General features: G+C 70.0%; 22 protein-coding genes and 1 tRNA gene. 14 read left to right on the forward strand and 9 right to left on the reverse strand.

Going from position 1 to position 22,440, the window contains the following annotated elements:
- Window positions 1-5 precede the first annotated feature (5 nt).
- From cbiQ to O7605_RS13905, 3 genes are read right to left on the reverse strand one after another with little or no spacing between them, the layout of a single operon-like run.
- Window positions 6-776 (reverse strand): cobalt ECF transporter T component CbiQ, encoded by a 771-nt coding sequence (gene cbiQ / locus O7605_RS13895; RefSeq protein ID WP_269739571.1) that lies wholly within the window; start codon window positions 774-776, stop codon window positions 6-8.
- A gap of 5 nt (window positions 777-781) precedes the next feature.
- Complete coding sequence (locus O7605_RS13900; protein WP_269739572.1) at window positions 782-1,168, reverse strand: PDGLE domain-containing protein; 387 nt, start codon at window positions 1,166-1,168, stop codon at window positions 782-784.
- Window positions 1,165-1,881 carry an energy-coupling factor ABC transporter permease gene (locus O7605_RS13905; protein ID WP_269739573.1) on the reverse strand — a complete coding sequence of 239 codons (717 nt, stop codon included), beginning with the start codon at window positions 1,879-1,881 and terminating at the stop codon, window positions 1,165-1,167. The genes O7605_RS13900 and O7605_RS13905 overlap by 4 nt, the downstream gene beginning before the upstream one ends.
- Window positions 1,882-2,033: 152 nt before the next feature.
- On the opposite strand from O7605_RS13905, the gene bcp reads away from it, so the two are divergent.
- The 3 genes from bcp (at window position 2,034) to O7605_RS13920 (ending at window position 3,343) form a co-directional block, all read left to right on the forward strand.
- Complete coding sequence (bcp, locus tag O7605_RS13910) at window positions 2,034-2,510, forward strand: thioredoxin-dependent thiol peroxidase (RefSeq protein WP_269739574.1); 477 nt, start codon at window positions 2,034-2,036, stop codon at window positions 2,508-2,510.
- Window positions 2,511-2,642: 132 nt separating this feature from the next.
- Window positions 2,643-2,726 (forward strand) — tRNA-Leu (locus O7605_RS13915).
- A 68-nt stretch (window positions 2,727-2,794) separates the two neighbouring features.
- Window positions 2,795-3,343, forward strand: coding sequence for a GNAT family N-acetyltransferase (locus tag O7605_RS13920; RefSeq protein ID WP_269742631.1), 549 nt, complete (start codon window positions 2,795-2,797; stop codon window positions 3,341-3,343).
- Window positions 3,344-3,361: 18 nt separating this feature from the next.
- Here O7605_RS13920 and O7605_RS13925 read toward each other — a convergent pair whose 3' ends face one another.
- The 4 genes from O7605_RS13925 to O7605_RS13940 all read right to left on the reverse strand — a co-directional run bounded on the left by O7605_RS13925 (window position 3,362) and on the right by O7605_RS13940 (window position 6,495).
- Window positions 3,362-4,375 carry an expansin EXLX1 family cellulose-binding protein gene (locus tag O7605_RS13925; protein ID WP_269739575.1) on the reverse strand — a complete coding sequence of 338 codons (1,014 nt, stop codon included), beginning with the start codon at window positions 4,373-4,375 and terminating at the stop codon, window positions 3,362-3,364.
- A 54-nt stretch (window positions 4,376-4,429) separates the two neighbouring features.
- Complete coding sequence (locus O7605_RS13930; RefSeq protein WP_269739576.1) at window positions 4,430-4,735, reverse strand: hypothetical protein; 306 nt, start codon at window positions 4,733-4,735, stop codon at window positions 4,430-4,432.
- Between the two features lie 103 nt (window positions 4,736-4,838).
- Entirely contained in the window at window positions 4,839-5,657 is an 819-nt protein-coding gene (locus tag O7605_RS13935; RefSeq protein ID WP_269739577.1) for an MOSC domain-containing protein, read from the reverse strand.
- 4 nt (window positions 5,658-5,661) lie between these two features.
- Window positions 5,662-6,495 carry a CmcI family methyltransferase gene (locus O7605_RS13940; RefSeq protein ID WP_269739578.1) on the reverse strand — a complete coding sequence of 278 codons (834 nt, stop codon included), beginning with the start codon at window positions 6,493-6,495 and terminating at the stop codon, window positions 5,662-5,664.
- A 48-nt stretch (window positions 6,496-6,543) separates the two neighbouring features.
- Here O7605_RS13940 and O7605_RS13945 point away from each other — a divergent pair, with 48 nt between their 5' ends.
- Together O7605_RS13945 and O7605_RS13950 are read left to right on the forward strand one after the other, a co-directional pair.
- Window positions 6,544-7,749 (forward strand): LCP family protein, encoded by a 1,206-nt coding sequence (locus O7605_RS13945; RefSeq protein WP_443083924.1) that lies wholly within the window; start codon window positions 6,544-6,546, stop codon window positions 7,747-7,749.
- A 112-nt stretch (window positions 7,750-7,861) separates the two neighbouring features.
- Window positions 7,862-9,406 carry a sugar transferase gene (locus tag O7605_RS13950; protein WP_269739579.1) on the forward strand — a complete coding sequence of 515 codons (1,545 nt, stop codon included), beginning with the start codon at window positions 7,862-7,864 and terminating at the stop codon, window positions 9,404-9,406.
- On the opposite strand, the gene O7605_RS13955 is transcribed toward O7605_RS13950, so the two are convergent.
- On the reverse strand, window positions 9,403-10,101 hold the full coding sequence (locus tag O7605_RS13955; protein ID WP_269739580.1) for a lipopolysaccharide biosynthesis protein: 699 nt from the start codon (window positions 10,099-10,101) through the stop codon (window positions 9,403-9,405). The genes O7605_RS13950 and O7605_RS13955 overlap by 4 nt on opposite strands.
- 329 nt (window positions 10,102-10,430) lie before the next feature.
- Here O7605_RS13955 and O7605_RS13960 point away from each other — a divergent pair, with 329 nt between their 5' ends.
- The 7 genes from O7605_RS13960 (at window position 10,431) to O7605_RS13990 (ending at window position 18,442) form a co-directional block, all read left to right on the forward strand.
- Window positions 10,431-11,567: a lipopolysaccharide biosynthesis protein gene (locus tag O7605_RS13960; RefSeq protein ID WP_269739581.1), complete on the forward strand. Its 1,137-nt coding sequence runs from the start codon at window positions 10,431-10,433 to the stop codon at window positions 11,565-11,567.
- Between the two features lie 2 nt (window positions 11,568-11,569).
- Window positions 11,570-12,421: a glycosyltransferase gene (locus O7605_RS13965; RefSeq protein ID WP_269739582.1), complete on the forward strand. Its 852-nt coding sequence runs from the start codon at window positions 11,570-11,572 to the stop codon at window positions 12,419-12,421.
- Window positions 12,418-13,503, forward strand: coding sequence for a glycosyltransferase family 4 protein (locus tag O7605_RS13970; RefSeq protein WP_269739583.1), 1,086 nt, complete (start codon window positions 12,418-12,420; stop codon window positions 13,501-13,503). The genes O7605_RS13965 and O7605_RS13970 overlap by 4 nt, the downstream gene beginning before the upstream one ends.
- Window positions 13,504-13,592: 89 nt before the next feature.
- The gene (locus O7605_RS13975; protein ID WP_269739584.1) at window positions 13,593-14,918 is read left to right on the forward strand and encodes a hypothetical protein; all 1,326 of its coding nucleotides are present in this window, start codon (window positions 13,593-13,595) and stop codon (window positions 14,916-14,918) included.
- On the forward strand, window positions 14,915-15,841 hold the full coding sequence (locus O7605_RS13980; protein WP_269739585.1) for a glycosyltransferase family 2 protein: 927 nt from the start codon (window positions 14,915-14,917) through the stop codon (window positions 15,839-15,841). Before O7605_RS13975 ends, O7605_RS13980 begins: the two co-directional genes overlap by 4 nt.
- Window positions 15,841-16,683 (forward strand): glycosyltransferase family 2 protein, encoded by an 843-nt coding sequence (locus O7605_RS13985; RefSeq protein ID WP_269739586.1) that lies wholly within the window; start codon window positions 15,841-15,843, stop codon window positions 16,681-16,683. Before O7605_RS13980 ends, O7605_RS13985 begins: the two co-directional genes overlap by 1 nt.
- Before the next feature lie 172 nt (window positions 16,684-16,855).
- Complete coding sequence (locus tag O7605_RS13990) at window positions 16,856-18,442, forward strand: glycosyltransferase family 39 protein (RefSeq protein WP_269739587.1); 1,587 nt, start codon at window positions 16,856-16,858, stop codon at window positions 18,440-18,442.
- 58 nt (window positions 18,443-18,500) lie between these two features.
- On the opposite strand, the gene O7605_RS13995 is transcribed toward O7605_RS13990, so the two are convergent.
- A complete protein-coding gene (locus tag O7605_RS13995) occupies window positions 18,501-19,769 on the reverse strand; it encodes a hypothetical protein (protein ID WP_269739588.1) in 1,269 nt (422 codons plus the stop codon).
- A 126-nt stretch (window positions 19,770-19,895) separates the two neighbouring features.
- Here O7605_RS13995 and O7605_RS14000 point away from each other — a divergent pair, with 126 nt between their 5' ends.
- Window positions 19,896-20,744, forward strand: a complete 849-nt coding sequence (locus O7605_RS14000; RefSeq protein ID WP_269739589.1) for a MurR/RpiR family transcriptional regulator — start codon at window positions 19,896-19,898, stop codon at window positions 20,742-20,744.
- A 13-nt stretch (window positions 20,745-20,757) separates the two neighbouring features.
- On the forward strand, window positions 20,758-22,434 hold the full coding sequence (gene hutU, locus O7605_RS14005) for a urocanate hydratase (RefSeq protein ID WP_269739590.1): 1,677 nt from the start codon (window positions 20,758-20,760) through the stop codon (window positions 22,432-22,434).
- Window positions 22,435-22,440: the final 6 nt, after the last annotated feature.

Genomic DNA, 22,440 nt, shown 5'->3' on the forward strand with positions numbered 1-22,440 from the left:
TTCGATCATGTCAGGACGGCGGCCGTGGCGGCGACGGTGCCCGCCAGCACCGGCACGGTGGCCGCGATCAGCCACTGCCCGGTCGTCGCCGCCGCGCCGCCCTGCCACACCGTCGGCATCCGACCGGTGTAGCCACGCGAGAGCATCGCCAGGTAGACCCGCTCGCCCCGCTCGAAGGCGCGCAGGAACAGCGCCCCGACGCCGGCGGCGAAGCCGCGCAGCTGCCACACGAAGCGTGGATCGTCGCCCCGGGAGATCCGGGCGAGACGCATCCGCCGGGCCTCGCCGACCAGCACGTCGAGGTAGCGCAGCATGAAGGTGGCGATCTGGGTGACGATCTGCGGGCAGCGCAGCCGGTCCAGCCCCACGATCAGGTCGCGGGTGGTGGTGGTCGCCGCCAGCAGCAGCGACGCCCAGACGCCGAGGGTGCCCTTGGCGATGATGTTCCAGGCACCGTAGAGACCGTCGACCGACAGGTGCAGCCCGGCCACGTCCACCCGCTCGCCCGCGCCGAGGAACGGCAGGGCGAAGGCGAACAGGACGAACGGCAGCTCGATCGTCGACCGCAGCAGCAGCCAGCGAGCCGTCACCCGGGCCAGCACCGCGACGACCGCGACCAGCAGGGCGTACGCGCCGAAGGCCCAGAGCGCCTCGCGGGGGGTGGCGACCACGGCGATGGTGAACGCCACCATCGCCGCGATCTTGACCTCCGGTGGTAGCCGGTGCACCGGCGAGTCGGTGGCCCGGTACAGCACGTGGGCGTGACCGGCTCCCACCTCGGCTACCCGCCGCTCGTGGTGGCCGGGTCGGTGCGCTGCGCCCCGGTGGTGCTCTCCCCCGTCGGCTGCCGGCGGCGGACCAGCCAGAAGGCGCCGCCGGCCACGGCGAAGGTCAGCAGTACGCCCAGCACGCCGGAGAGCCCGGTGGAGAGGAAGTCGTTGTCCACGCCCGCGATGCCGTAGTCGGCGAGCGGGCCGCCGATCTCGTGCTCCCGCTCCTGCTGCGCCGGGCAACTGCCGCCGGTGATCTCGTCGTCGGCGTCGAAGGTGCAGCCCTCCCGCAGCGACGAGTCCAGCCCGTCCGGATGCGACGAGGCGAAGTTGCTGACCACGCCGGCCAGCAGCAGGGCGACGAGGAGCCCTCCGACGATGAAACCCCACTTCCTCACCGGACACCTCCGACGGTCGGGACGGTCACCGGTGCGGCCGGCTTCAGGGCGCGCAGCGCGTACACCAGGTCGGGACGGACCTTCGCCACGGTGACCACAGTGGTCGCCGTGATCAGCCCCTCGCCGACGCCGATGAACAGGTGGGACACGGCCATGGTGCCGGCCAGGCCGGCCAGGTTGCCGCCGAGATCGGTGGTGCCGCCGAGCTGGTACTGCAGCACGAAGCCCATCGCCGCGACGACCACGCTGACCAGCGCGGCGACGAAGGCGGTGACCGCCAATCCGGCCGGGGTGCGGGGCAGTACCCGCAGCAGCAGCGCGATCAGCAGGTACGCCACCGCGATGCCGATCACGGCCATGTTGGTGATGTTGAGGCCGAGCATGGCCACCCCACCGTCACCGAAGACGAGGGCCTGCACCACGAGCACCACCGCGACGCAGAGCGCGCCGACCCACGGCCCGACAAGCATCGCGGCGAGCGCACCGCCGAGCAGGTGGCCACTGACCCCGGCGGTGAAGATCGGAAAGTTGAGCATCTGCACGGCGAAGATGAACGCGGCGACCAGGCCGGCCATCGGCGCCAGCCGGTCGTCCAGGTCCTGCCGGCCACGCATGACGCAGTACGCCATCGCCGCCAGCGCGATCACCGCGAAGACCGCGGCGACCGGACCGTTGATGATGCCGTTGGAGATGTGCATCGCCAGGGTTTCCACATGACCTCCACGGGTCGGCGGACCCGTGCCCGCCGGCAGGGGTGAGCGTATTTCCCGTACGGCACTGTTGCCAATACCTGGCAACAGTGCCGTACGCCTCGTCCGACGTGCCGCGCCGACCGGCTGGCCCAGCGCGGCGGTAGGGTCGTGCCATGACCGCTCCCGCCCGCCTCTCCCCCGGCGACCCGGCGCCCGGGTTCAGCCTGCCCACCGACACCGACGGGCAGCTCACCCTGGCCGACCTGCGCGGTCGCAAGGTCGTGCTGTACGCCTACCCGGCCGCGATGACGCCCGGATGCACCAAGCAGGCCTGCGACTTCCGGGACTCGTTGGCGTCGTTGCAGGCCGCCGGATACGAGGTGGTGGGCATCTCACCGGACAAGCCGGAGAAGCTGGCGAAGTTCCGCGAGCGCGACGCGATCACCTTTCCGCTGGTCGCCGACGTCGACAAGGCGGTGCTGACCGCCTACGGCGCGTACGGCGAGAAGCAGATGTACGGCCGCACGGTCACCGGCGTGATCCGCTCCACCTTCGTCATCGACGAGGAGGGCCGGATCGAGCGGGCGCTCTACAACGTGAAGGCCACCGGCCACGTCGCCAAGCTGCGCCGCGACCTCGGCCTGGACTGACCGTCGCGGTGCCGGTGGTGCTGATGGTGGTGACCGCCCGCCGACCTGTCGAGCTGATGGCGCAGATGATTCAGCACGACAGCGCCCGCACCGAACGATCAGCCCCGTCGACCGTCTAGACTTTCCCGGCCGGCGGGAGTGGCGTAACAGGCAGCCGCGCAGGTCTTAGGAACCTGTGTCCGAGAGGACGTGGGGGTTCGAATCCCCTCTCCCGCACCGATCGACCTGTCAGCCTGGTCACCATGACGGGCGACCGGGACGCTGCCCGGGCGAGGATGAGCGGCGTGAACCTGCGCTTCGTCCTCGACCCCGAACTGACCGCCGACCTGCGCGAACGGATCGTCGCGCTGTGGGTCGACGTGACGAACGCCGGCGGCGCGGTCGGCTTCGTGGCACCTGTCGACGCCGTGCAGGTCCGCACCATCGCCGACCCGACGCTGGCCGACATCGCCGACGGACCGGACCGGTTGCTGCTGGGCTACGACGGCGATCGGCTGGTCGCCATGGCGATCTTCACCGATCCCCGGTTCCACCTGAAGACGCACCTGCGGGTGCTCACCCGGGTGATGGTGCACCCCGACAACCAGGGGCGTGGCTTCGGTGAGGCGCTGATGCGCGAGGCCGAACGGGTGGCCCGCCGCCTCGGGCTGGCGGCGCTGCACGTCACCGTGCGGGACGGGTTCGGGCTCGACCGGTTCTACCGGCGGCTCGGATACCACGAGGTCGGCCGCTGGCCCGCGGCGATCCGGGTCGCCCCCGGCGACGACCGCGACGAGATCCTGATGTGGCTCGACCTGACGGCAGCCCGGCAGGATCAACACACCAGCGGCTGACCGGCACCGGCCGCAGGGTCAGTCGCAGCCGGGCGAGGGGGCGGCGAGCGGCGCGGGTGCGAACGCTTCGAATCCGGTCGGCTCGCCCGACGCGCTCGCGTCGACCGTCACCGCGACCGACGGCGTCGGCCGGGCCGAGGCGCGCACCGACGCGCTGGCCGACGGCTTCGCACGCGCTGCCGGTGTTCGGGCGGCCGTGGCCGACTCGGCCGAGCTGCCTCCGTACATCCGGACGGAGCTGCGCTGCACCTTGCCCGGCGCCATCCGGATGCCCGTGGCGGTGGCCTGGTGGCCCCGGGTGTCGGTGACCCGGACCTGGTACGGGCCGGGCCCGGCACCGGAGTCGATCAGCCAGTAGTTGTAGCTCTCCCGCGCGGCCGCCCGCCACGGCCCCGAACCGCCCTGACGCACCTCGACCGAACGCAGCGGATTGCCGTGGCCGGCGACCAGCACGGCGAACCACCACTGCGACGCGCCCTCCTTGATCCGGAAGGTGAGCGGGCCGGACAGCGGCGGGTCGGCGACCAGCCGGTAGCTGACGTCGACGATGCCCCGCACCGGATCCGCGATGCGGGCGAACGCCTCCCGGGACAGGTCGAGATGACCGGGTTCGCACTCGGGGCACTGGTCCATCACCATCACCCGTACGGTGCCCTTCGGCCCGGTCACCTCCAGGTACCCGCCGCAGGCGGCACCGTCGGCGTACTCGGCGGGGCCGAGCGCGACGTAGCGGCGGTCGGCCGGGGCCGCCGGGTAGGAGCAGTTCCCACCCGCGCCCTTCGAGTCGTAGAAGGTCGCCTTCCCCTCGTGGCGGGTGCCGGCAGCGGGCGGGGCGAGCTGCGCGACGGCGGCCGGGAGCGCGACGGCCGGACCGGCCGGTGCGGCGCAGGCGGGTGCGGCGCCGGAGCGGAGCGCGAGGCTGAGCCCCACCACCGTGGCGAGGGTGGCCACCGCCCCGCCGACCAGCCACCGACGCGGCGCGGAACGCCGAGTCGACGAATGGCCGGCGGGGCCGTCGATTCCGTCGGTCACGTGCAGACATGCTGCCGGAGCGGCGACCGCCCGGACAAGCGGTCTAAGCCAAAGCTAAGACGAACTTGATCTCGACTGCGCCTGGGTGGTCAGCCGGCGCAGCGGCTCCACGGCGTCCGGGTGGCTGCGCAGCGCGTCCTCGATCCGGACCCGCCACACCCCGGCCTCGACCAGGTCGCGCCCGTCGTCGGGGGCCGAGCGCAGCCGGTCGCGCGTCTCCCGCAGCGACTGCGCCACGCCACCGCCGAGCAGCCGCTCCAGCTCACCGGCGATGCTGCGGAAACGCTCGTCGTCGGGTACCGCCCCGACCAGTGTCCGGGCCGCGTCCCACGCCACCCGGGGATGATGGATCACCGACATCTCAGACTCCCTTGGTCGAGGTCCGCCCTCGGCCATCATCGATCCGCCGGACGGCCGGCGGCAAGAGGTGTCCGTCGCTCGTCGCCGAGCCGTGTCCACCTGGTCAGTCGGCCAGTTCCACCGGGTCGCCGAGCCGCACCCGGCCCGACTCCAGCGGCACCAGGTTGAGTCCGAACAGGAGCTTGCGGTCGATGTTGCGGTGCCGGGCGAGGGTCCGCAACGGTTCCCGGCCGCGTACCCCGGTCTCCTGGTCGGTGGTGATGACCAGGCAGCGGGCCGACGGGCCGGCGGCGCGGAAGCGGACGGCGCCGATGCGCAGCCCACGCCCGGCCCAGTCGTCCTCCGCCCAGGCGGAGGCACCGTCGAGCACCAGGTTGGGCCGGAAGCGGGTCATCGGCACCGGTTGCGCGCCGGCCGCGACGAGCCAGTCGCCGAGGGCCGCCAGCGATGCCGTGCTGGTCAGCAGCACCGGGTACGCGTCGGCGAAGCTGACCTGGTCCCCGGGGTCGTACTTCCGGTCGCCACGTGGGATGTGCCGGGCCGGTCGAGCCAGTCGGACCAGCCGGACCGATCGGTCCAGCACCGCACCGAACCAGGCGTCGGCGGCCGGGCCGGCGGGCAGCGCGTCGACCCGCAGCACCCGCCGCCGGAACGTCCGCACCGACACCGGCGTGCCGTCGGTCGGCTCGGGCACCACCAGGTCGGGTTGACCGTCGGCGCGCAGCAGCAGCCCGTCGGGGCCGGGGCTGGCATGCACCCGGACCAGCGACGTGGCCTCGCGCTGGGTGACACCGATCCCGTCGGCGTCGACAAGCATCCAGCGCCGGTCCTCGTCCAGCCCCCACGGTCGTACGTCGGCCGCATCGTGGACGAGACCACGGCAACCCTTGACCGGATAGGTGGTGATCCCGCTCAGCCGCACCCGGCTACCATGCCACGCCGATGCCGTCGCCCGGGTACCAGTGGTTCGCCGGCGTCTCCCGGTAGGCGAGGAACCGCCGCCCGGTGCGTTCGGCGTGCTCGGCCAGCACGTTCGTGTGGGTGACGTTGTCGGTCAACAACATCGCCCCAGGGGCCAGTTTCGACTCGACGGCCGCGAATTCGCGCCGCTCGTACGCCCTGCTGTGGTCGCTGTCGTGCAGGAACAGGTCGACCGGCCGGTCCAACGCGTTGATCGACTCGACCGAGTCGCCGATCACCAGGTCGATCACCTCCGACCAGGGTTCGGTGCGGGCGAGATAGCCGGCCTCGGGGTTGATGTCGATCGAACTCACCCGACCCGGATGCCCCTCGGCGGCGTTGCGCAGCAGCGCGGCGGCCAGCACACAGCTGCCCAGTCCCTTGTCGACGCCGGTCTCGACGATGTGCTTCGGCCGCCGGGCCCGGACGATCGCGTACCAGCCGATCCGGCGGGCGTACCGCACCTGCCGGTCCGCCAGCCCGCGACGGGCGGCGCCCGCGATGGCGGAGCTGATGTGCTGCCGCAGCGCGTCGTCGGACTCGATCTCGGCGAGGTACCCCCGGACCTGCTTGACCGGCAGCTCGCAGACGACGCTGACGAACCAGGCGAGATGGTGCCGACTGAGCTTGGTCAACTCGTACGTGTAGTTGTGATGCTCCCGCGAGGCGACCAACCAGCGAGCTGAGGTACGCAGCACCTTGGCGTCGTGCCGGGCGACGGCGACCAGGCGTTTCGGAAAGGCGGCGACGGGGGCGAGGCGGGTACGGGCGATCGCCCGACGCAGCTTGACGGCATCCACCGCTGCGTTCTACCAGATCAACGGAAACAGTGGGGTAACAAAGGGAAGTTGGTCGTACCGCCCATTCCACTGTGTTTCGGCTCGGCGACGGGTCGACACGGGAAAGCAACGACAGGGGAATGCGAGCCAGGGGTCGCAATCAGTAGCATCCTCATCATGCGCCAGGACCACGGGGACGTTCAAACTGATACGTCGCTTTCCGAGAGCCCACCGGCTGCGGCGTCGCCCGCCGACGAGCCGCCGACACTGAAGGCGCCGGCCGAGCGCCCACGACGCCGTCGGCGGTGGTCGCGCCTAGCGTTGATCATGGGCCTGGTGCTGGTGCTGGTGGTCGGTGGTGGGATGCTCGCCGCAGGGCTCTACTACCGGTCCGTCGAATCCAGCGTCGAGCGGGTCGACGCCTTCGAGGACGTCCCGGAGGAGTCCCGACCACAGGTCGTCGCGGCCGACGCCTTGAACATCATGATTCTTGGCAGCGACTCCCGCGATCCGGAGAACACCTCGGGATCCCGCACCGACACGATCATCCTTGCCCACCTCCCGAAGGATCGGTCCAGCGCCCAGCTCATCTCGATCCCTCGCGATACCTGGGTGAGTGTGCCGAGATCCCGCCAGGGGCGCGGCGGTCGCGATGCGAAGATCAACGCCGCGTACGCCTGGGGTGGTGTCCCGCTCATGGTGCAGACGGTGGAGAAGTTCACCGGCGTTCGTGTCGACCACGTGGCGATGGTCGACTTCGCCGGGTTCAAGGAGATCGTCGACGCCCTCGGCGGCATCGAGATCACCGTCGAGCAGGGCTTCACCTCCCGGCACTCGTTCACCCCCGACGGCCGGCGGCAATTCGTCGCGGGCAAGCAGGAGATGGATGGTGCCGCGGCGCTCGACTACGCCCGCGAGCGGTACGCGTTCGCCGACGGTGACTTCACCCGGATCAAGCACCAGCAGCAGGTCATCAAGGCCATTCTCGACAAGGCGGCCTCCGGTGGCACCCTGGCCAGCCCCACCAGACTGAACTCGTTCGTCCGTGCTACGGCGGACGCGGTGGCCGTCGACGAGTCCATGTCTTTGTTGGATCTAGGCATGGAACTGCGTCATCTGCGTGGCGGAAATCTCGACTTCTACACCTGCCCGACCAAGGGCACGGGCCGGATCGGCAACGAAAGTGTAGTGCTCGCCGACACAGCGAAGGCTGATCGGCTCTTCGACGCGGTGCGCCGTGACGCGGTGCCGGAAATCCAGTCCGCCGCAAAGTAGGAAGAGGGAACGAGCCTTCCTACTATGGCGGTCTATCTCACCCGACCGTATCCTGCGGTCGCCCTTTGAGACTTGTCACGCGGCCAAGGGTTCCACGGGGGGAGCGCCAACCATGACAAGCCAGCCGACAATCAGCCATCCCCCGTCCGGCGAGCGCACCGACGGGTCGGGACAACAACGGGTCGCGCGGCAGGACGCCGTCGACGACGAGGTTCTACCGGCCCCGGCTTCCGTCGAGATGCCGGTCGCCGACGAGATGGCGGACGAGGCCACCTCCGGGCTCGACACGACTGCGGTCCTGCCCTATGCCCGATCCCGTACATCGTCGCGGACGCGACGACTGCGGGCATGGATGATGACGCTTCCCATCGACGCCGCCGCGCTGCTCACCCCGCTGCTGCTGAGTCAGACATACTGGCGGGGCACGTTGGCAAACGCCGTTCTCGCGGTGGCCATCTTCGCCGCCGGGGGGCTCTACCGGCCCCGCCGGCACGTGAGCATCCTGGACGAGCTGCCGAGCCTCTGTGGGCGACTACTGGCGTCTGCCGCCGTGGTGGCCATCATCGCGGCGCTGCGTCACTCCTCCGTCGAGTACGTCAGCGGATTCATGCGGGGAGTGGCGTTGTCGGCTGGCTTGGTGATCCTCGGCCGGGTGGTCAGCCGCACCCTCACCATCGCCGTACGCAAGCGCCGGTGGGTGGAGCACAACGCGATCATCATCGGTAGCGGGCCGGTCGGGCTCGAACTCGCCCGGCTCCTCCGCCGCTACCCCCGTTACGGGCTACGGTTCGTCGGCTGTGTCGACGCCCCCGCCCGGCAGCGCGGTGCCACGCTCCCGCTGAGCGGCACCCTCGACGATCTGGAGCACCTGGTTCGCCTGTTGGAGTGCGAGGTTCTCGTCATCGCCGACCCGGACTGTCCGGAGTCCACTTTGATGGAGACCCTGCTACGTCCCCGCAGTGCCCGATGCGACCTGTGGGCGGTCCCGCGTCTGTGGGGCTCCCGGGCTCAGGGCGGATACCCCGACCACATCGGGGCGATCCCGATCATCAAGATCGGTGACGTCACGTTCTCCGGTCCGCGGTGGGCCGTCAAGCGAGCCTCGGATCTGCTGTTCGCCACGGTGGCTCTGATCGTGCTGTGTCCGGTGCTCCTACTCTGCACCGTCGCCACCGCCGCCGAAGGGGGGCGCGGCATTTTCTTTCGTCAGGAGCGCATCGGCCGGCACGGCAGGTCCTTCCAGGTCATCAAGTTCAGGACGCTGCGTCCGAGGGACGAGCAGGAGTCGCAGACCAACTGGACCATCGGGCACGACCGGCGGGTCGGGCCAATCGGCCGGTTCATGCGCCGTACGTCGCTCGACGAGCTGCCTCAGCTGTGGAACATTCTGCGCGGCGACATGAGCGTGGTGGGTCCGCGGCCGGAGCGGCCGTACTTCGTCGAGAAGTTCTCGGCGGAATATCCGAACTACGCCGCGCGTCACCGGGTGCCCGTCGGGCTAACTGGGCTCGCGCAGGTCAGCGGCCTGCGGGGGGACACGCCGATCTCCGATCGCACGCGGTTCGACAACTACTACATCGAAAACTGGTCGCTCTGGCTCGACGTCAAGGTGGTGCTGCGTACGGTCGCGGAGGTGTTCCGCGCCGGAGGTCGCTAATGCTGCCGGAATCGGCTCGACGCACCGCCGCCGAGTGGGTGCGTTCGCACGTTCGCCGCCCAGGCAGCCTTGAGGTCTGCGCTGACGGGTGTGCCCAACCTGCGGTGGGCATGACACACGGCGATGCCGATCCCAATTGCGAATCCACCGAGCGCACCGAGGGCCGCATGCCACGGCCAGGGCACCGCTTCAGGTCCCTTGGGGACGACGCCGACCTTGAGCACGGAGACCCGCGCCCTCGACACGAGGCCGGCCGGCGCTGCGTCGCGCTCCGCGATTCGCTGCAGTTCGGCGGCGAGCGCGTTGACGATGGCGGCCGCCCCCGCTGGGTCGCCGTAGGTGACAGCCACGTCGATCGCCAGGGTGTTCACGGTCGACGACGCAACGATGCGATCGGCGAGTTGGGCGGGTGTGTCCGGCAGGCCGAGCGAATCGATCACCGGTTGGGTCAGCCGCGCACTGTTCATCATGCTGGCGTAGGTCTTCACCCGCCGCTGCATCAACTGTTCGGCGAGCGCCGGGGCGGCGGCCTCCCGGATGTCCGGCGGTTCCGGTACGAAGCTGACGAGCAGTTGCACCTCAGAGCGATAGCTGGCGGGCTGGCTGGCGGCCAGGGCACCCGCCCCGACCCCGCCGAGCAGGGCCAGCAGCGCCATCGTCGCCCAGTGCGCGCCGAAGTAACGGGCGAGGTACATGTGGCTCCACGTCTGTTGTCCCCGGACGAGCCGTCAGATTACCGGTGAGTGAGGTCGTCAAATGTCCGAGGGGCCGCTCGGCGGATGCGGCAGGTTCGGTCCAGGCGGTCGATTGCGGGACCGAGCGTCGTTCGGGTAGAAAGTGCCAGCGACGTGGCGTTCATGCTGGCACATCCACCACATCTTCGGGGGAGACGAGTGGGAAGCGTGTGGCTGGCCGACGCTGCCCGGTCTCGGCAAGACGTCAGCCCGGGATCGACCGAGGACAACGCGTGCTAGGTATCCACCGCCGCCTCTCACCCGAACGTCTCTACATTGCCGCGCTCGGGATGACCGGCCTCGCCGCCGTCGTATCGGTTGCGCTTCCGGCGACCGAACGCGGTGAACTCGCGGCAAACATGGTGGCCGCCACGATGGGGGCTGCGATCGGTGGTTTCTCGACCGACACCTTCCTGCTGTCGCGTCCCGCTGGCTGGATCATGTCTCGCGGACGCAGCTGGATTCTCGGCATCCTCGGGGTCTCGCTCGGGCTCACGGCCGCAGCCGCAGCAGCGATGACAGCGCTGGCCGGGATCGGCAGCTTCACGGTGGGCATCGGCGCCGCCTGCGCCCTCACCGTCTTCAACACGGCAGCCGCGCTGGGTCTACGCCTCAAGAAATTCTGGCTCGTGTATGCCACCCGGGCGGCAGGCGGCGGTGTGCTGATGGCTGGGTACGCGATCCTGCTCGTCGGCGACGAGCGCGACGGCAGCCACTGGAGTCTGGTCTGGCTTCTCGTCCAGGTGGCAGCCGCTGCCGTCCTGGCCGGCGCGGTCCTGGTCTGGGCGCAACGGCTCCGGCCGTTTCCGGCGGTGACCGCACGGCTGCCCGAATACCGGGCCGACCTCGTCGCCGTGGGCCAGTTGCACGTCGGCGTCTCCGCTCAGATGGTGACGTACCGATTGAGTCAGGTCCTGGTGGCTCGCTTCGCCGGGGCCGGACCACTTGGCGTCTACGCCCTGGCCGTCGCCGCGTTGGAGTTCGCACAGGCCGGCGCGGTGGTCAGGTCGCAGCGGATCCTCGCCGAACGAGATCCCGACGCCATCCAGGACCAGAGCCGGGCAGCGGTGCGGGCGGCGTTTCCCGTGGCCTGCCTGGCGGTGATCGGGCTCGCTGTTGTCGGCCTGCTGGTGCCCGACTACCGCGACGCCTGGATCTTCGGGCTGCTCCTGCTGCCCGGCACGTTGGCGCTGGCCGTCGGCAAGACCTGGAGCGCCATGCTGCTCAAGCAGAGTGGCGAGCGAGCCACCACGGCCGTCGCTCTAGTCACGATGTCAGTCTCGGTCGTGCTCTACCTCCTGCTCATTCCATGGATCGGCGCTACCGGTGCCGCCACGGCCTCATCGCTCGCATACGGCGTTTACGCGTTCCGGACCTGGCAGCGCCTGCGGCGGTCGTCGCACCTTCTCCTCAATCGGGTGGCCTAGCGGTGGATGTTTCAATCGTCGTTCTGACCTGGGAAGACTTCGAGCGGACGAACGCCTGCGTGAGATCGCTGCCGTCTGCCGCTGAGGTTGTCGTCGTGGACAACGGCAGCGCCGCTGACATCAGCTCGGCCCTGCAGGCAATGTGCGATGAGACCGGAGCCCGGTACCTCCGTTCGGAGGTGAACCTTGGCTACGCGAAGGGCATGAACCTGGGAGTACGGCACACCACCCGGTCCCGCGTGGTCTTGTCCAACAACGACATTGTCGTTCGAACCGGCGCCGTCGAGGAGTTGTCCGCGCGTCTCGACGATCCGACGGTCGGGGCCGCGTTTCCGACCGTCCTCGACGTGAACGGCGCGGACCAGACCGCAGCCGGACGCTTCCTGACCGTGCCTGCCGGGCTCGCGCACGCCACCGGATTGAGCCTGGTACTACCGCGCCTGCGGATAGTCTCCCCGCCCGAACAGGGCGACTGGTTCTCCGGGCCCTTCGTGGCGATCCGCCGGGAAACCCTCGACGCCATCGGCGGCGTCGACGAGTCCTCCTTCTTCTACTCCGAGGATCTACGGCTGTGTTGGGCGGTCCGGCGGCTGGGGCTGCGCCTCGCCTACGTACCGGCGGCCGTCGTGACCCACGAGGACGACGCGAGCGCCAAGCGACGGTGGCCGCCGGAGGAGATCTCGCGCCGGCAGACCCGCGAGTTCATCCGGGCGAGTCGCGAGCTTGCTGGCTGGCGCGGAAGGATCGCCTGTTCCGCCTACACCCTCGGGGTGCTGCTACGGGCCGGGGTGGGTGGCGGTGCCACCCGTCGGGCGGTGGCCCGGGGCGCCATCGAAGGACTGCGTGCTCGATGAGGGTCCTCTTCGTGTGTACGACGGGTGGTGCCGGGCGACGGCAACTTGGCGGCGCTGAGCGATTTCTCGCCGAGATGCTGCCGGCGCTGGCCGAGCAGGGGGTGGAGGTGCTGGCCGCCACGCCCGACGACGAGGTGGCGGCGACGCTCCGCGACTCGGGAATCAGGTGGTTCAGGCTCGCAGCCACCCGACGGGTCGATCTCGACTACGCGCGGGACATTCGGCGGCTCGTCGACGAGTCGCGGCCGGACGTGGTGAGTGCCCACCTGCTCTCCGCCGCGATGCACGTCAGAGCCGGGCTCGGCATCAAGGGCCGGCAGACTCCGCTGGTGGTCGCACTGCACAACAGCTTGTGGCAGTACCGTGACGCCGCAGTGTCGTTGCGCGGAAAAGCCGCGGTGCAGGCGAACATCGCGCTCGACCTGATCGCTCGTCGACTACGACCGCACGCGACCGTCGCGGTTTCCGCTTTCGAAGCCGAGGAGTTGCGGGTACGCGGACGTGTCCACGACGTACGCGTGATAACCAACCCGTTGCCCGCGATCTGGCCGACGGCGGACGTCACCTCGCGCCACCCGTCGACGAGGGCGATTCGGGTGGGCTTCCTCGGTCGACTCGAGCGGGAGAAAGGTGTCGACCTCATCACCGACATCGCGGACGAACTTGCCGATGCCGAGTTCCTGGTCGCCGGAGCCGGAACACTGAAAATCGCGGCTCGTCCCAACATCAGACTCGTCGGCCGCGTGGATGCCGCATCGTTCCTACCGACGCTCGATTGTCTGCTCGTACCATCCCGAGTGGAATCCTTCGGACGTAGCGCGCTGGAGGCGATGTCCCTCGGCGTTCCGGTCGTGCACTCCGGAGTCGGCGGGCTGGCGGAGATCACTCGGCGGGGTGCGGGCGTGCTTGCCTACCAGGCGGACCTGACGACACCGGCGATCACCGCCGCCATCCGGGCGGCAACTCGTCCGGGCAGCGACCCGGAACATCGGCGCGAGCTGGCGCAGGAGTACGCGTCGGAGCACTCCTTCGCCCGATGCGTCCAGAACTGGCTTGACCTGTACCGAGCGGTCAGCAAATGACGCTACGCCGACCTGAGGCGGATGGCGTCCGGCTGCCGAATTCGACCGCAGACCCCGATCCAGCGCCAGGGGAGGTGACAAGGATTCCGATGACCCCCGCGGAGAAACGGCTCTGGTCCGTCGGCGTCCCCTTCGCCTGCGGCATGCTCCTCCTCCTGGCCACGTGGGACGCCGGTGCCGCCGTGACACTCGCCTTGGCGGTAGCGGCCCTGCTCGCAGCGAGGTCGCGGATGTGGGGTTTGGCCGCATGTACAGCCGCCTGGGGTGCCACCTTCCTCGCCGTACTTACCGTTCCCGGCCCCTACGACTCCTGGGCTGGCGAGGCGGTGTTGCCGGTCCTCGCCGGCTACGTGGCCGTGTTCCTGACCGCGTGGGCTGTCGGACGGCGACTGACGGGACGGCGCGACGGCGTCGAGTCGCGTCGGCCGACGCTTTCATGGCCCAGTCAACGGCGCCTGCTGACGTACCTGTTCGTTCTGCTCGGTATCGCGGCCGCGACGTCGGCCTTCCGGTTCCGGGGGGCCATGCCACCACTGCTGGCCGACAACCCGGATGCGGCACGGCAGGTGCTGCGGGAACAGTCGAACATCGTCATCGGGCTGCTCTCCGAAGCGTGGACCCTCGGGATGGCGGTCTCCCTCCTGCGCGCCCTGTCTCGAAACTGGCGGACATCGCTCATCTACTACGCTCTTGCCGGCGTCTTCACCGTGGGAGCCGCCCTGGGCGCGAGCAAGAACTCCGTGCTCGTCGGGATCGCGCCCGCGCTGATCGCCGCCCTGTCGATGTACCGCCCGAGGCGGCGAGCGACGAAAGCCTTCCCGAAGACCCCGGTCATCCTCATCGGCCTGGCGGTCCTCGGCACTGCCGTCTTCCTCGGCGGGCAGCGCACGATGGCGGGGACCGGTTCGTTCGAGAACGAGTTCCGGTCGCAGTACGGCGGCAACGCCGTGGCGAGCAGCGTCGGCTCGCTCGATCTGTCCCTGAGCTCGTCCACGGAGACATTCGGCCGGCTCTGGTCCCAACGGGAGCACCTGGACCCGAGGTACGGCGCGTACTCCCTGACATTTCTGGGCTCCCGCGTCGAGCCACTGGTCGGCGAGGCGGATGTGTACGCGGTGACGTCCCAACTCAGCCAGCCGTACCACATGAACACCGCGACGTTCGTTGCCATACCGCTGCTCGATTTCGGAGCGGCCGGTGCAGTCCTTTTTCTCGCCGCCCTGGGACTGGTGGTCGGCGCAGCCGAACGTCGGCTCGAGTTCACCACCGCACCCGCCGGACAGTTGGGCCGGGGCTTCATCGTGTATTTCGCCATGTTCGGCCTGTACGAGCTCTACCCGTTCATCTATCCGACCTGGCTGAGCCTGGTACCCGGGCTCTACGTCCTACACCGGCTGGGGAGATCCGCGACGTGAGCGAGACGTCTGCCACGGGCCTGACGGTGGTCACCGTCCTGTACCGGTCGGGCGACATGCTGGCCGAGACGCTGCCGACGTGGGTACGCGCCGTCGGTGAACTCCCGGTCCGGTTCGTCTTCGCCGACAACTGCCCCGGTGACGGCTGCGAGGCGACCATCGCGGGTTGTCTGGGTGACGCCTCGTACACCTATCTTCCCGACTCCTCGAATCCCGGTTTCGCGGAAGGCTGTAACCGCGCCGTCGCAGCCGCGACGACGAGCCACGTCCTGCTGCTGAATCCGGACGTCTGGCTGCCCGAGGACGGCCTGGCCCGCGTCTGGGCCACCGTCGCGGCGAATCCCGACGGCCCGATCGCGGTAGGTCTGTCCATGTACGGCGGCGCGTACGTCGGCATCGATCTCCACCCGATCTCCCTCTTCATCGACCGGGTGGCGACGGTGTCCCGAGGTCCGCTAGGGCCGTCGGGTGGCGCGGCGGTCTTTCCCACCGACCTGTTCCGACGGTTCGGCGGATTTTACGAGCATCTGTTCGCCTGGGGGGAGGACGCCGACCTGGCCTTCCGGCTCTATGCCTCGGGCCTACGCACTCGCCCGCTGGACCTGGTGCTACCGCATGCGGGCGGTCACAGCGTCGAGGGCGACAGCAGCCTGCAGGGGTTCCGGGCCCGACTTTTGGCACGCAACCGGCTCCTCGTAGCGGCCCGGACCTTCACCTGGCCACTGCTGCTCGTCGCGGTTCCCGTGCTGACACTCGCCCACCTCGCACTGGCCGCCCGCCGCGCCCGGCAAGGGCTGCTACGACCGTTCCTTCGCGGTGTCGGGCGCGGCCTGGTCGAGGCGCCGGCCGCCCGCCGGCAGTGGAACGGCAAGAGATTCGGCTTCGTGTCCCTGTACCGCTACCTGACAGTTCGGAGAGCGTGATGACTGAACGTAGGTGGAGCGTCGTCACGGTCACCTACAACTCGGCGGAGACCCTGCGCCGCTGTTGGCACAGCGAATCCAGACCGTACGAGTGGATCGTCGTCGACAACTGCTCCACCGACGACTCGGTACAGGTGGCGGAGAAACTGGGTGCCCGAGTCATCCAACTGGCGGAGAACGTTGGCTTTGCCAAGGCCAACAACATCGGGCTACGCGAGGCGGGTGAGTACGTTCTGTTCGCGAACCCGGATCTCGAGCTTCGCCCTGACGGTCTCACCGTGTTGAAACGGCACCTTGACGTGCACGGCGGGCTGGTTGCGCCCCAGTTGCTCTCGGCGGAGGGCATTCCACAGCCCAACGGCCGCGGCTTCCCGTACGCGACGGCGAAGCTGGGTAACCGGCGCGTCTGGCCGCTGAACCGGCTGCACGGGTCGTACCGCATCCTGGCCGGTCCCGGCGAGTCGGTCTACGTCGCCTGGGTCATGGGCGCGGCGGTAGCGGCGCGTACGGCGGAGTTCGTCGAGTTGGGTGGGTGGGACGAGCGGTTCTTTCTCTACTACGAGGATCACGAGCTCGGTCTACGCTCGTGGCAACTCGGCCGCCCGGTCGTCCTGCTCGGTGATGTCCGTTGGACCCATCATTGGGCCCGCGCGACAAACTCACTGCACTGGTCACGGGCACACAACCTCGAACTGCGCAGTGCTCGGACCTTCTTCGGCATCTTTCCCGAGTTCCTGATCGGACTGCCGCCGGCATCCCGACGGCACCGGACCGCCGCCCGCCTGATCGGCTCGCCCGTGGATGCGGAACCGGGTGTACAGCGGTGTCAACCACCCCGGTAACCCTGCCCGCGCTCATCGCGACAGTTTCCCCCGCCGCAACAATGCCTGCCCTTGGTAGCGTCTCGCCGTGCCCGAGACGCGCCGCCTCCCGGTCCACCCCGCCTTAGCGGCTGCTGCGCCAGCCCAGTCCCGTTACGGCCGGCAGACGGCGTCCGGGGCGGCACCCTCGATCGTGAAGGCACCGGGCCGGCTCCCCTACTGGTCGCTTGCCGGCATCATCGTCGGGTTTGGTGCGGTGTTGCGGATCCGGCAGTGGACGTTCGGGCGCAGCTTCTGGAGCGACGAACTGTACGTGGCTCACAACCTGCGCGAGCGAAGTTACCTGGAGTTGCTGGAGCCGCTCGCCTTCAGCCAATCTGCCCCGCCAGGTTGGCTCTGGCTCGAACGGCTCTCCCTCCAGCTGTTCGGCCCAACGGAACAGTCGATGCGGCTCGTACCGCTGCTCTTCGGGCTGGCGCTGCTGCCGCTGGTCGGCTGGCTCGGACGGCGGCTCATGCCGCCACTCACCGCGCTCACCGCTCTGCTGCTGGTCGCGATCGCACCCTTCCTCATCGCCTACTCGAACGAACTCAAGCCGTACAGCGCCGAGGCATTCTGCGTGACGCTGCTCGTGGGAACGGCTCTCCTCCTGACCCGCCGGAACAGGTTGACCCGGCGCAGTGGCATCGAGTTCTGGGGAATCGCACTTGTCACGTCCGTACTGAGCACCATGGCCATACCGGTCGCCGCTGCGCTCGGTGTGTTGATTGGGCTGCACACGCTCGTCAGTCCGGGACAGCGGTGGGTGCAGCGGTTGCGTGAACTGGGCCGCTTCCTGCTGCCCGCGCCAATCTGGATCATCGCTGCGTTGTGGATCTATGTAGCGGTCCTGGCACCCGGTCAGAACGACTCCCATCTCCAGGCGTACTGGCTGGGCAAGGCGATCTACCCGTACCAGCCGCTGACGAACGTTCCCGCCACCCTGGACTGGCTCGGTTCGACGTATCGCAGCCTGGCCCGCGTGCCGTTCGTGTCCTGGTCGGCCTGGATAGTCGTACCGTTGCTGGTCACCGGTGCGGTCCTGTGGTGGCGTCGCGTAGCCGCTCTCGCCGTATTGATTCTGATCACCCCGCTGATCGTCGGACTGGTCGGCGCGGCCGCGTCGGTCTACCCGTTCACCGGTCGGCTGGCGCTCTACACGGTGCCGGCTCTGCTGATGCTGGCCAGCCTCGCGGTGGCCGCGCCGGACGCCCGGCACGGCGTTCCCAGTCGCGTCCGCAGGGCGCTCGGTGCGGCGCTTGTCATCGCGCTGGCGGCTCCTCAGCTCGCCCTCGACGTGACGGCGTCAACCCGTCCACAACGCGCCTTCCCGCAGGGTGGGGGTGCCAACGTGGCCGACTACCGGACCGCCCTGCGCCACCTGAGTGACGAGCGGCGTCCGGATGACCTGTTCCTCGCGACCCGGCTGTCCTGGAACTCGCAGTCCTACTACGGCCCGCCAGCCGACGGCTATGTGGCGCCGGCTCCGCCCACCGGTTGTCCACGGCGGACCGTTGCGGAGCTGCTGGCCGGACGGTCCCGGGTCTGGCTGTTCCAGATCACCGACTGGGAGGAGATCGAGAACAGAGATGTCATCGTCCGCCTCGGCAGTCACGGCGGAGCGGTCACGGAGCGAATCTTCCGCGGTGCGCGCCTGGTTCGGATCGACCTTCCCGCCGACGTCACGGTAGGTGCCGACGTCTGTCTGGTCGCTCCACCCGACGGAGCCGCGGTGCGCTGAGGTCCGGCGGTGTCACCGCCGGCCGGTGTCGGGCCCGGGTGGACGATTTGAAACCGGGTCAGCTGTTCCGGTGCCAGAGGTCCCGAAGCGCGTCCCAGTTGCCACCGAGCCCCGCGCCGCAGGGCGTCTCCAGATACAAGGAGCTGAGGCCGTCGTCGCGGCTCCACCAGATCCCGCAAACCGGCCGCCCGTCGTGGCCGTTGCCCGCGTACTCGACGTAGGCGCCTGGGGCTCCACTGGAGCCGCCGGTGCTCTGGGTGGCCTCCCTGAGACCCGGTGCGAGTGCCCGGCCGATGATGCCCATCTCCTGGCGGAAGGTCCGCGCGGCCTCCTTCGTGGCCGCCGACTCGTACCGGGCGAAATGCACGGCCACGCCGCGGTACCGGCAGAAGACGTGCCGGCTCTCACCGTCCAACAGTTCGGGACCACCGACCTCCGTGTCAACCGCGCATCCACCCATCTGCGCCAGCCAGGGCTCGGCGAGCGGCATGAGGTCCCCGTCGAACTTCGTCTTGTTCAACGAGTTCTGCGTCGCGTCGTACAGCGGCGGAGAGGCACTTACCGACGGATCGCCGGCCGGCTCGCCCGACCCGTCGAGCGCGCCGCCGACGAAGAACCCGGCACCACCGGCCAGCAGCGCGGTCAGCACCACACCGCCGATCCAGAGACGGAGCCGGTTACGCGGCGGACGTGCGACGGGTACGATCCTGCGCCCGCCGGACGAGTCGAACGGATCTACGGCGCCGAATGTGCCCGGCGCCGCCGGACCGAATCCCGCGGCCGATACCGGAGTCGCCGCGCCAGCGGACGGTGCCGACGTCCCCACCTGGGGCGCCCCCGGCGAGGCCGGCGCGCCAGAGATCGGGTGCGGAGCTCCGGACGCCGGCTGCTCGGGAATCTGCACCGACCGGTGCACGACAGGTGAGCCCGACACGGGCTGCGGGGCTCCGGACACCGGCTGCGGAGCACCGGAAACCGGCTGTGGCGGCGCGGAGACGGGTGCCCTGGCCTCCGCCTGGATCGGCTGGTAGTCCACCCCGAGCGAGCGCATCAGCCGTTCCGCACCCGGCCCAGCTTCGGCGGGGTAGGCGACCCACGGCGCGGCGGCCGAGAAGTCGGCGTACGTGTACGGCACACCCTCGGGCGCCTCGGCCAACGAGTTAGCCATTCCGGCGAACGCCTCCCGCCAACCCTCGGTGGCGGCGACGGTGGCATCCAGGACTGCCACCGTCACAAGGCGGCCCTGTTCATCGATGGCCGCCCACGCCTTGCCCACCGAAGACCCGCCCAGCATGTGGGTGAACCTGTAGGGCGTTCCCGGCTGCATGCCAACTCCTTCGCTCAACCGCCATGCGGATCCTACAGAGACGGCACCAACTGGCTCGGCCCGCCGCCGCTGGCCGCCCAGAGCCCGGAGTTGCTTGGTGAAAGTTTTCATGCATAGAGTCACGGGATGAATGAGGGAGCTGCCATGGCGTCGACGGAGCGGGTCGTCGGCCTGTTCGACGGCGTCCGGCTCACCCCGACGCAGCGGCGCATCGCGCACTGTCTGGTGCAGCACGCCCCCGCCGTCGGTTACCTCTCCGCCGCCGAGGTCGCCGAGCTGGCCGGGGTCAGCCAGCCCTCGGTCACCCGGTTCGCGGTGGCGCTGGGCCACGACGGCTACCCGGCGCTGCGTCGCCGGCTGCGCGAGCTGACCGCCGCCGCGCCCGGCCCGACCACCGCCGGCAACGAACTTCAGCAGGCGGTACGCGCCGAGATCGGCAACCTGGACCGGCTGGCCGGCCAGTTGGCCGACCGGGAGCGGATCGCCGAGACCGGGCGTCTGCTGGCGGCCAGCCGACCGCTGCCGGTGCTCGGTCTGCGCTCCGCTGCGCCGCTGGCCGCGTACTTCGCGTACTTCGCCGCCAAGGTGCATCCCGACGTGCGGGTGCTCGACGACGGCGGCAGCCTGCTCACCGACCGTCTCGAACAGGCCGCCGAGGCAGGGGCGCGGGCGCTGCTGGCGTTCGTGCTGCCGCGCTATCCCCGGGAGACCCTGGAGGCGCTGCGCGAGGCCCGTGCGGCGGAGCTGACGGTGGTGGCGATCACCGACTCACCGGTGAGCCCGGCGACCGAGCACGCCGACGTGGTGCTACCCGCCGCGGTCGGCGCGCAACTCGTGTTCGACCTGCACACCGCTCCGATGACCCTGGCCATGGTGCTGCTCCAGGCGATCTGCGACGCCGCCCCGGCCGAGACCCAGCGGCGGCTGGAGGCGTTCGAAGCCTCGGCGGCCCGTCGACAGTTGTTCCTCGGTTAGGAGGAGAACCACGATGACGCGATCCGACCAGGCCACGCCCGGCCCGGGAACCAGCATCCACGCCGCACGCGGTACCGAACGCACCGCCCGGGGCTGGCCGCAGGAGGCCGCCCTGCGGATGTTGATGAACAACCTCGACCCCGAGGTCGCCGAGCGCCCCGACGACCTGGTCGTGTACGGCGGCACCGGCCGGGCCGCCCGGGACTGGCCGTCGTACCACGCCCTGGTGCGGACGCTCACCGAGCTGCGCGACGACGAGACGATGCTCGTGCAGTCGGGTCGCCCGGTCGGTGTGCTGCGGACGCACGAGTGGGCGCCCCGGGTGCTGCTGGCCAACTCGAACCTGGTCGGCGACTGGGCGACCTGGCCGGAGTTCCGCCGCCTGGAGCAGCTCGGCCTGACCATGTACGGGCAGATGACCGCCGGCTCGTGGATCTACATCGGCACCCAGGGCATCCTCCAGGGCACCTACGAGACGTTCGCCGCCGTCGCCGCCAAGAAATTCGACGGCACCCTGGCCGGCACGTTGACCCTCACCGCCGGTTGTGGCGGCATGGGCGGGGCGCAGCCGCTCGCGGTCACCATGAACGGTGGTGCCTGTCTGATCGTGGACGTGGACCGCAGCCGACTGGCCCGCCGGGTGCACGACCGCTACCTGGACGAGATCGCCGACGACCTGGACGACGCGGTCGCCCGGGTCCTCGCCGCCAGGCGGGACCGGCGGGCGTTGAGCGTCGGTGTCGTCGGCAACGCCGCCACGGTCTTCCCGGAGCTGCTGCGCCGGGGCGTAACCGTCGACATCGTCACCGACCAGACCAGCGCGCACGATCCGCTGTCGTACCTGCCGGAGGGGGTCGAGCTGGCCGGCGCCCGGGAGTACGCGACGGCCAAGCCGGCCGAGTTCACCGACCGGGCCCGGGCGTCGATGGCGAAGCACGTCGAGGCGATGGTGGGTTTCCTCGACGCGGGCGCGGAGGTCTTCGACTACGGCAACTCGATCCGGGGCGAGGCCCGCCTCGGCGGGTACGATCGCGCCTTCGACTTCCCCGGCTTCGTGCCGGCGTACATCCGGCCGTTGTTCTGCGAGGGCAAGGGACCGTTCCGGTGGGCGGCGCTCTCCGGCGACCCGGCCGACATCGCCGCCACCGACCGGGCGATCCTGGACCTGTTCCCGGAGAACGAGTCCCTCGCCCGGTGGATCCGGCTGGCCGGCGAGCGGGTCGCCTTCCAGGGCCTGCCCGCGCGGATCTGCTGGCTCGGCTACGGCGAGCGGGACAAAGCGGGCGTACGGTTCAACGAGATGGTCGCCTCCGGTGAGCTGAGTGCGCCGGTGGTGATCGGCCGCGACCACCTGGACTGCGGCAGCGTGGCCAGCCCGTACCGGGAGACCGAGGCGATGGCCGACGGCTCGGACGCGATCGCCGACTGGCCCCTACTCAACGCGCTCGTCAACACCGCCAGCGGGGCGTCCTGGGTCTCCATCCACCACGGCGGCGGCGTCGGCATCGGCCGGTCGATCCACGCCGGCCAGGTCTGCGTGGCCGACGGCAGCGCGCTGGCCGGGCAGAAGATCGAGCGGGTGCTGACGAACGACCCGGCGATGGGCGTCATCCGGCACGTCGACGCCGGCTACGACGCCGCCCGCGAGGTGGCCGAGCGCACCGGCGTCCGCGTCCCGATGGCGGAGTGAGGGAAG

Origin of the sequence: Verrucosispora sp. WMMA2121, from assembly GCF_027460185.1 — a bacterium.
Classification (GTDB): Bacteria; Actinomycetota; Actinomycetes; order Mycobacteriales; family Micromonosporaceae; genus Micromonospora; species Micromonospora palythoicola.

What these genes read in the sequence shown, in the direction of transcription:
- O7605_RS13995 (WP_269739588.1), bottom strand. Translation starts at nt 19,769, where the DNA reads ATGCAGCCGGGAACGCCCTACAGGTTCACCCACATGCTGGGCGGGTCT.
- O7605_RS13955 (WP_269739580.1), bottom strand. Translation starts at nt 10,101, where the DNA reads ATGTACCTCGCCCGTTACTTCGGCGCGCACTGGGCGACGATGGCGCTG.
- O7605_RS13930 (WP_269739576.1), bottom strand. Translation starts at nt 4,735, where the DNA reads ATGTCGGTGATCCATCATCCCCGGGTGGCGTGGGACGCGGCCCGGACA.
- O7605_RS14000 (WP_269739589.1), top strand. Translation starts at nt 19,896, where the DNA reads ATGAATGAGGGAGCTGCCATGGCGTCGACGGAGCGGGTCGTCGGCCTG.
- O7605_RS13950 (WP_269739579.1), top strand. Translation starts at nt 7,862, where the DNA reads ATGACAAGCCAGCCGACAATCAGCCATCCCCCGTCCGGCGAGCGCACC.
- O7605_RS13960 (WP_269739581.1), top strand. Translation starts at nt 10,431, where the DNA reads ATGACCGGCCTCGCCGCCGTCGTATCGGTTGCGCTTCCGGCGACCGAA.
- O7605_RS13975 (WP_269739584.1), top strand. Translation starts at nt 13,593, where the DNA reads ATGACCCCCGCGGAGAAACGGCTCTGGTCCGTCGGCGTCCCCTTCGCC.
- hutU (WP_269739590.1), top strand. Translation starts at nt 20,758, where the DNA reads ATGACGCGATCCGACCAGGCCACGCCCGGCCCGGGAACCAGCATCCAC.
- bcp (WP_269739574.1), top strand. Translation starts at nt 2,034, where the DNA reads ATGACCGCTCCCGCCCGCCTCTCCCCCGGCGACCCGGCGCCCGGGTTC.
- O7605_RS13985 (WP_269739586.1), top strand. Translation starts at nt 15,841, where the DNA reads ATGACTGAACGTAGGTGGAGCGTCGTCACGGTCACCTACAACTCGGCG.
- O7605_RS13970 (WP_269739583.1), top strand. Translation starts at nt 12,418, where the DNA reads ATGAGGGTCCTCTTCGTGTGTACGACGGGTGGTGCCGGGCGACGGCAA.